The 9,180-nt window shown below is 42.2% G+C and carries 6 protein-coding genes; all 6 read left to right on the top strand.

From position 1 onward, the window contains the following. Positions 1-134 precede the first annotated feature (134 nt). On the top strand, positions 135-2,225 hold the full coding sequence (locus J6I68_RS12355; RefSeq protein WP_292220728.1) for an elongation factor G: 2,091 nt from the start codon (positions 135-137) through the stop codon (positions 2,223-2,225). Positions 2,226-2,416: 191 nt separating this feature from the next. Further along, positions 2,417-4,306, top strand: coding sequence for an EAL domain-containing protein (locus J6I68_RS12350; protein WP_292220726.1), 1,890 nt, complete (start codon positions 2,417-2,419; stop codon positions 4,304-4,306). A 167-nt stretch (positions 4,307-4,473) separates the two neighbouring features. Continuing rightward, complete coding sequence (locus J6I68_RS12345; protein ID WP_292220724.1) at positions 4,474-5,907, top strand: 2-isopropylmalate synthase; 1,434 nt, start codon at positions 4,474-4,476, stop codon at positions 5,905-5,907. Positions 5,908-5,919: 12 nt separating this feature from the next. After that, positions 5,920-6,600, top strand: coding sequence for a GntR family transcriptional regulator (locus J6I68_RS12340; protein ID WP_292220722.1), 681 nt, complete (start codon positions 5,920-5,922; stop codon positions 6,598-6,600). 29 nt (positions 6,601-6,629) lie between these two features. Further along, complete coding sequence (locus J6I68_RS12335) at positions 6,630-7,835, top strand: NADP-dependent isocitrate dehydrogenase (protein WP_292220721.1); 1,206 nt, start codon at positions 6,630-6,632, stop codon at positions 7,833-7,835. A 30-nt stretch (positions 7,836-7,865) separates the two neighbouring features. Further along, positions 7,866-9,180: ABC-F family ATP-binding cassette domain-containing protein (locus J6I68_RS12330; protein ID WP_292220719.1), on the top strand; the 1,315-nt coding region annotated here is incomplete at its 3' end.

Genomic DNA, 9,180 nt, shown 5'->3' with positions numbered 1-9,180 from the left:
CAGATATTTGTGCAATTAGCCCTAAAAAGCTTGTGCAGGTGCATTGTTTTTAGTAAAATATTGTTATGAGATTTTTGGGGGACCTAGTCAGTCTTATCAAAAATACCCAATAAGTTGCGACTGGAGGACTAGATATGAACGTTTACACGACTGACAAGATTAGAAACGTAGTACTGCTAGGACATGGTGGAGCTGGAAAGACTACACTTGCTGAAGCAATGGCATACCTCGCAGGCATTACGTCACGTATGGGCAAGGTAGAAGATGGAAACACCTTAAGCGACTTTGATAAAGAGGAGCAGAAGAGACACATCTCTATCAGCACATCAACAATTCCTCTTGAGTGGGATGGACATAAGATAAACCTTCTCGATACACCAGGTTTCTTTGATTTTGTTGGTGAAGTAGAAGAGGCGATCAGCGTTGCTGACGGCGCAATCATCGTTGTTTCCGGCAAGGCTGGAATAGAAGTTGGAACAGAGAGAGCATGGGAGCTGTGTGAAAAGTACAAGATCCCTCGTATGTTCTTCGTTTCTGATATGGATATTGATGATGTTTCCTACAGACAGGTAGTTCAGGACCTTACTGACAAGTATGGCAAGAAGATGGCTCCGTTCAATCTTCCTATCCGTGAGAACGAGAAGTTTGTTGGTTATGTAAATGTTATCCAGGAGAAGGGCTTTAGATGGGAAGGAAAAGAAGTAGTTGAGTGCCCTGTTCCTGAGTACAACGAAGCAAACCTTAAGCTCTTTAGAGATACACTCCTTGAGACTGTTGCTGAGACTTCAGAAGAGTTCATGGACAGATACTTTAATGGAGAAACTTTCTCAGAGGCTGAAATAAGAGCTGCTGCCCGCAGTAATGTATGTGATGGCTCCATTGTTCCTATCGAGATGGGATCTTCCACTCTCTGCCAGGGTATCTACACAGTTCTTGATGATATCGTTAAGTACATGCCAAGTCCTGAGAACCGCAAGATGGCTGGTATCAATACCAACACCAATGAGATTTTCGAGGCTGACTTTGATTTCTCAAAACCCAAGACAGCCTTTGTATTTAAGACCATGATCGATCCATTCATCGGTAAGTACTCACTTATCAAGGTTCGTTCAGGTGTCCTTAAGAGCGATGATCAGATGTTCATAGCTGGCAAGGATACAGATGTTAAGATCGGTAAGCTCTATGTCCTTCAGGGCAACAAGGCTACAGAAGTTCCTGAGCTTCACGCAGGAGACCTTGGAGCACTTCAGAAACTTGATATTGCTACAGGAGATACACTTTCAACCAAGGCTAATCCTGTACAGTACGCTAAGATGGATATTTCTCAGCCTTATACATACATGAGATATCATGCACAGAACAAGGCAGATATCGATAAGATCGCTCAGTCACTGGCCAAGCTCTCTGCTGAGGATCAGACCCTTAAGGTAGTTAATGACGCTGAGAACCGCCAGACACTTCTTTATGGTATGGGTGATATGCACCTTGAGGTTGTACAGAGTAAGCTTGCTAATATTTACAAGGTTAACATCGACCTCACCAAGCCAAAGGTTGCATTTAGAGAGACTATCCGCAAGAAATCTGACGTTGAGTACAAGTATAAAAAGCAGACTGGTGGACATGGCCAGTACGGACACGTTAAGATGCGCTTTGAGCCTTCAGGAGACGACACAACACCTTACGTATTTGAGCAGGAAGTTGTTGGTGGAGCAGTTCCTAAGAACTACTTCCCAGCTGTTGAAAAGGGACTTGCGGAGTCAGTTCAAAGAGGTCCTCTTGCTGCTTACCCTGTAGTAGGTGTTAAGGCAGTTCTTTACGATGGATCTTATCATCCGGTAGATTCTTCCGAAATGGCATTCAAGGTTGCTGCATCTGGAGCCTTCAAGAAGGGCTTTATGGAAGCAAGCCCAGTGCTCCTTGAGCCTATAGTATCCTTAAAGGTTACAGTGCCTGATAGCTTTACAGGTGATGTAATGGGTGATCTCAATAAGAGAAGAGGACGAGTTCTTGGAATGAATCCTTCTCTTACAGGCAAGCAGGTCATTGAAGCTGAGGTTCCTATGATGGAGCTGTTTGGATACTGCACACAGCTTCGCTCAATGACTGGTGGTGCTGGTGATTTCGAGTATGAGTTTGCAAGATATGAGCAGGCTCCATCTGATATCCAGGCAAAAGAGGTTGCTGACAGAGCTGATAAGGTTGCCGCTGCTAACGCAGAGGAATAATGTAAACTATTATAGAAACTCCCTCAGAGCATAGGCTCTGAAGGAGTTTTTATTTATTATTTCATTGATGACTAAAGTTAACAAAAGTTTATATTGATTTAATATATGAATAAACGCTTTTGTGATAACATGAAAGTATGTTGACAAATACTTTTATCCACTATAATTATACAGGTGAGTATGCCAGCATAATGATCAGTATTCTTGCGCTGGTTACTGTTTTTTATTCAAAACCAAGGAAGACTTTTGTATTTCGCTTTGTCATAGCAGGTCTTTTTTGGTCTATTCTTTCGTCTGCACTGCAGATCATTATCTTAAAGGTTGCCAATGATCCTGAACACCTGTACAACAGGTATTTATTCATGGCATTGATCCTAGGCTTTCTCATAGCATATAATGCAGTCTTGTTCCTTATATTTTCCTATGTGGATATGATGTCCATACACAGACGTGGACAGAGAAAAGAATTTTTCCTTATGTACACGGTGTTAGCTCTTTTGTACACCATTGGCGCCATAATTGAGATTGCCTCTGGCAGGATCTATATCATGCAGGTTAATGGCATAGATCTGTCGCATTTTATAAGATTCTATTCATTTGCTGGTATTGTCTGCTCTATCATCTGTTTTTATGCATCAGTTACCAACAGAAAAGATATTTCAAGGATTGTATGGAAGACAGTTTGTATTGTAGTACTTTTTGAGATAGTACTCCTTGGAATCCAGATTCTCCTTCTTCAAAGTCATGTGATATTTACAGGACTTTCTTATTCGCTGGTGTTTATGCTGGCATATCTTTTGTTCCATGCTGAGAAGTATGATGAAATATCCGGGTGTCAGGGAATAAATGCACTCAATCAGTATATAAGCAAGCTTTGCGGAAAAAAGAAATTTCATATCCTGTATGTGTACTTCATATTCCCAAGTAGCGAGAATTTGGTAGATGAAGGTATGAATTTAGCCCTTAAAGGCATTAAAGCCTGCAGGTCTGTTGAAGCTATAAGTCCCAAGATCAGGATGTTCCAGGGGGCAGAGAACAGGTATGTGGACGTAATTGAAAGGTGCAGCGACAAAGAAGCCAGAAACTATGTCAACCAGATAAGAGGAATCTTTGACTGGTTAAAGGCTGAGATATACATGCCCTTTAACTACATGATGATCTTTGGAGAAGTATATAAAGAGCTGGATGATCCAATTAAGATCAGACAGTTCTATGACTACATTTCAAAGAGATTTGTAGACATGAACAACAGCTATTTTTACACTACCACCAGAGAAGACCTTGAGGAGTTTGAAGAATACTATAAGATCAGCAAAGCCCTTAAGGATATCAGAAATTCCCAAAACGAAGATGATGACAGGGTGGTAGTTTATGCACAGCCAATCTATAGCGTTGAAAAAGAGTCATTCAGGGTTGCTGAATCCCTTATGCGCCTTAAGATTGGAGATAGTATCATTACTCCTGACAAATTCATTCCGATTGCTGAGCAGTCGGGATGCATACATATGCTTTCCTGCATCATGATAAACAAGGTCTGCAAGGCCATTGAACAGCTTTCCGAGTTTTACGATTTTGATGCGATCTCGGTCAATATTTCATCAAAAGAGCTGTCTAATCCTACAATGTATCAGGACTTTTTGGACATTATCGAAAAGTACGACATAGATATGGGCAAGATCCGTATGGAGGTCACAGAGACAGCCATGTTTGAAAACTATGATATGGCTCAGAGAAATATGGAGATTCTCGACAAGGAAGGAATCCAGCTATATCTTGATGACTTTGGAACAGGTTACTCATCACTTGAGAGAGTCATCAACTGTCCTGTTAAGACCATCAAGTTTGATAAGACACTTCTTTACAAGTCTCTTGATGACAACAGGATGGATGACATCTTAACCTACATGATCGAGGTGTTTAAAAAGAACGGTTTTGTTACTTTGGTTGAGGGTGTTGAAGATGCGTCCCAGCAGCAGTTTTCTGTGGATAAGGGCTTTGACTACATTCAGGGTTATCACTTCGCAAAGCCTGAACCGATAGAAGAACTTAAGAACTTCTTTAGTAGAAAGAGTAAATTCTGACAACTCCGTATAAGGAGGAAAGTATGTATACGGAAGAATAATTGAAAATCTATGATAGCTCAGCTTACTTATCGATAGGCTGAGCTTTTTTATCGCCTTGACAGCGTTGGTATGATTGTATACAATTATACCAAAGTTTGTTTATAGAAAGGCAATGGGGCTTAACTATGAGTGATCAGACTACTTTTCAGAATCGACCTGTGACAATGAATGAGAAGACTAACCTGCTCAAGATCGAAGAGCATATGTATATTCTTGATGACGTTGTCAAACCTAACGTATTCAGAAATATGTTTCCATACGAGGAGATTCCCAAGATTCCTTTTAACGACAGGATCGTTCCTCACAACATGCCAAAAGAGATCTGGATAACGGATACGACATTCAGGGATGGACAGCAGTCAAGAGCACCCTACACTACTGAGCAGATCGTAAGGATATTCGATATGTTCCATGAGCTTGGCGGTCCCAACGGAATGATCCGCCAGAGCGAATTCTTTTTATACTCAAAGAGCGACAGAGATGCAGTCTACAAGTGTATGGAGAGGGGCTATGAGTTCCCTGAGGTCACCAGCTGGATAAGGGCCAGTGAAGAGGACTTTAAGCTGGTAAAAGAGATTGGAATGAAAGAGACCGGTATTCTTGTAAGCTGCTCTGATTATCATATTTTCTTAAAACTCAAGATGACCAGAAAACAGGCACTTGAGCACTATCTTAGTATCATCAGGTCATGTCTTGAGGAGGGCATAAGTCCAAGGTGCCACCTTGAAGACATCACAAGAGCAGATATCTACGGATTTGTGGTTCCTTTCTGCATTGAGCTTATGAAACTCAAGGAGGAATACAAGATTCCTATCAAGATAAGAGCCTGCGACACAATGGGCTATGGCGTCAACTTCTCAGGTGCTGTTATCCCAAGAAGTGTGCAGGGTATCATTTATGCCATCAACACCAATGCTTCAGTTCCAAGTGAACTCATTGAGTGGCACGGTCACAATGACTTCTACAAGGCTGTTACCAACTCAACAACAGCATGGCTTTATGGCTGTGCTTCAGTAAATACATCACTGTTTGGAATTGGAGAGAGAACTGGTAATACACCTCTTGAAGCCATGGTATTTGAGTATGCCCAGCTTAAGGGTCACCTTAACGGAATGAACACTCAGGTCATCACAGACCTTGCTGAATACTACGAAAAGGAAATTGGATTCACTGTTCCTGCCAACACACCATTTGTTGGTAAGAACTTTAATGTAACAAGAGCTGGAATCCACGCTGACGGACTTCTTAAAAACGAGGAGATCTACAACATCTTTGATACTGAAAAGTTCCTGAGAAGGCCCCCTGTAAGTGCTGTCTCCAACACTTCAGGCCTTGCTGGAATAGCTCACTGGATCAACGTGCACTACGGGCTTAGAGAAGAACATGCTCTCGATAAGAAGTCAGAGCTTGTTTTAAAACTCAAGGACTGGGTAGATAAAGAGTACGAAAATGGCCGTGTAACTGTAATGACAGACGGCGAGCTTGTTGCCAAGATTGATGAAGTATCAAAAGAACTGGGCATCGTTGTTAAGGAAGGAGAAGTGGTTACTTTAAAGTAATCCACAAATATTATGGAAAATCGCGATTTAAAACAGGAAGTCACAGACAAGTACTCCCTGCGAGGCAGAGTCTTCAACAGGATAAGAGAAGACATTTTAAACGGCAAGTATAAAGATCACGAAGAACTTAAAGAAGTTGCCATCGGCAATGAGCTTGGAGTATCAAGGACTCCTGTACGAGAAGCCTTCAGACAATTGGAGCTTGAAGGCCTCATTCAGATCATCCCAAACAAGGGAGCATATGTAACAGGCATCAAGGCCAAGGATATAGAGGATATTTATATGATAAGGTCAAAGCTTGAGGGATTGTGTGCAAGATGGGCCTGTGACAATATTACAGATGAGCAGCTTGAGGAGATGGAAGAGGTTATTTACCTTGCAGAGTTCCACGCTGCCAGAGGCCACATGGAGCAGATGGCTGAGCTTGATAACAGATTCCACACTATCCTTTACGAATCATGCAACTCCAAGATGCTTGAGCACCTTTTAAAGGATTATCATCAGTATGTCTGGCGCGTAAGACAGCAGACTCTTTCAAGCGGAAGAGGTGCCGTATCTAACGTTGAACACAAATATATCATGGAAGCCATCAGGGAAAAGAATCCTGACAAGGCTGAAGAACTTGCCAACCAGCATATGGTAAATGCCTATGAGAACATGGTAGACAAGGGACTTTTAGAAATGTACGACTAAGAAAAAGTGAAACTATAAGGAGAAGAGCAATGAGTAAAGTTACAATGACCACCCCTATTGTAGAGATGGACGGAGATGAGATGACAAGAGTCCTTTGGCAGATGATCAAGGACAAGCTTATTCTTCCTTACATTGATCTAAAGAGCGAGTATTATGACCTTGGCCTTAAGCACAGAGACGAGACTGACGACCAGGTTACTATTGACAGTGCCAACGCCACACTTAAGTACGGAGTAGCTGTAAAGTGTGCAACTATCACACCTAACAACGAGCGTGTAACAGAGTATAATCTTAAAAAGATGTGGAAGAGCCCCAATGGAACCATAAGAGCCATCCTTGATGGAACAGTATTTAGGACACCTATCATGGTAAAGGGCATTGAGCCCAACGTAAGAACCTGGGTAAGCCCTATAACCCTTGCAAGACATGCCTACGGCGATGTATACAAGAACGTGGAGATCAGAGTTCCAGGACCTGGCAAGGCAGAGCTTTTATTTACAGGAGAGGATGGAAAAGAGATTCGTCAGACCATCCACGAGTTTGATGAGCCAGGTATCATTCAGGGCGTTCACAACAAGGATTCATCAATCAGAAGCTTTGCAAGGGCCTGCTTTAAGTACGCTCTTTCAGAGAAAAAAGAGCTGTGGTTTGGAACTAAGGATACTATCTCAAAGACATACGATAGAAGATTTAGAGAGATCTTTGACGAAGTTTATGAAAATGAGTTCAAGGCCGATTTTGAAAAGGCTGGTATCACTTACTTCTATACACTTATCGACGATGCAGTTGCAAGAGTAATGAAGTCAAAGGGCGGATTTATCTGGGCCTGCAAGAACTACGACGGCGATGTTATGAGTGATATGGTATCATCTGCATTTGGTTCTCTCGCCATGATGACATCAGTTCTTGTATCACCAACCGGAGTATATGAGTACGAGGCAGCTCACGGTACAGTTCAGAGGCACTACTACAAGTATCTTAAGGGAGAGCCTACAAGCACCAATCCTGTAGCAACAATCTTTGCCTGGACAGGGGCTCTGCGTAAGAGAGGAGAGCTTGACGGCATAAAGGGCCTTGCCTGCTGGGCTGACAAGATGGAAAAGGCAACTCTTAGCGTTATTGAGTCTGGTCGTATGACTGGAGATCTTGCTCTTATCACATCGCTTCCTAACCCTGTAAAGATGGGCAGTGAAGAGTTTTTAGATGCAATAGCTGAGGAATATGCTATACTTTGAAGCAGAGATTTTTAGTTTTGGAGTTTAGTGATGATTCTTTCGGTACACGGAATAAATAAAAGCTTTGATGGAAAGGACATCCTTAGGGATGCCTCTTTTCATGTGGAAAAAAATGAGAAAGTAGCAGTAGTTGGTATTAACGGAGCAGGTAAAACTACCCTTATCAAGATGATTGTGGGACAGCTATCTCCCGACGAAGGAGAAGTTACTTTTTCCAAGGATATAACCTGGGGATATCTTGCCCAGAACCAGAACGTTGATACAGACAATACTGTTTACGATGAACTTAAGGAAGTTAAAAAAGAGGCTATAGACCTTGAAGATGCCATAAGACAGGCAGAGCATGACATGAAGCACCTTGAGGGAGCAGAGCTTGAGGCGCTTCTTGATAAGTACACCCGCATGAACGAGCAGTACCAGAGAATGTCTGGCTACGCCTGGCAGAGTGAGGTAAATGGAGTTCTTAAGGGGCTTGGCTTTTTAGAGGAGGAGTTTGACAAGAAGATAAACACCTTATCTGGGGGCCAGAAGACAAGAGTGGCTCTTGGTAAGCTGCTTCTTCAGAGTCCTGACCTTATAATCCTGGACGAGCCCACAAACCACCTTGATATGAATTCCATAAGGTGGCTTGAAAACTACCTTCTTAACTACAAGGGTGCAGTTATCATAGTATCTCACGACAGGTACTTTCTTGATAAGATCGCAGACAAGGTCGTTGAGGTTGAGAACTGCAAAGTTTCAACCTTTATGGGCAATTACAGCGACTATGCTGTAAAAAAAGAGCAAAAGCGAATCGTAGAATGGAATGCCTACATCAAGCAGCAGGCTGAGATAAAACATCAGGAAGAAGTTATAGCAAAGCTTAAGTCCTTCAACAGGGAGAAGTCCATAAAAAGAGCTGAGAGCAGAGAAAAGATGCTGGATAAGATAGAGGTTTTAGATAAGCCGGTAACTATCGATGACAGCATGAAGATAAGCCTAAAGCCCATATGCGAAAGCGGAAATGATGTTTTATCTGTAGAGGGACTGTCCAAGTCCTTTGGGGATGAAAAGCTCTTTTCCGGAATCGGGTTTGACATCAAAAAGGGTGAACATGTGGCCATCATTGGCGACAATGGAACCGGAAAGACTACTATCCTTAAAATAATAAATGGAATAGAAAAGATGGATGAAGGCAAGGTGACTTTGGGCGCTAAGGTACACGTTGGCTACTATGACCAGGAGCACCATGTTCTCCATGATGAGAAGACTCTTTTTGAAGAGATATCCGACGCCTATCCAACTCTTAATAATACTGAGATAAGGAATACTCTTGCAGCATTTCTTTTCACTGGAGATGACGTAT

The organism is Butyrivibrio sp., assembly GCF_017940685.1.
Taxonomy (GTDB): Bacteria; Bacillota; Clostridia; order Lachnospirales; family Lachnospiraceae; genus Butyrivibrio.
This window is presented reverse-complemented; position numbering and strand designations above follow the sequence as displayed.

Bases quoted from the DNA above. Each gene is read 5' to 3' on its own strand.
- J6I68_RS12340 (WP_292220722.1), top strand. From the start codon at position 5,920: ATGGAAAATCGCGATTTAAAACAGGAAGTCACAGACAAGTACTCCCTG.
- J6I68_RS12335 (WP_292220721.1), top strand. From the start codon at position 6,630: ATGAGTAAAGTTACAATGACCACCCCTATTGTAGAGATGGACGGAGAT.
- J6I68_RS12355 (WP_292220728.1), top strand. From the start codon at position 135: ATGAACGTTTACACGACTGACAAGATTAGAAACGTAGTACTGCTAGGA.
- J6I68_RS12345 (WP_292220724.1), top strand. From the start codon at position 4,474: ATGAGTGATCAGACTACTTTTCAGAATCGACCTGTGACAATGAATGAG.
- J6I68_RS12350 (WP_292220726.1), top strand. From the start codon at position 2,417: ATGATCAGTATTCTTGCGCTGGTTACTGTTTTTTATTCAAAACCAAGG.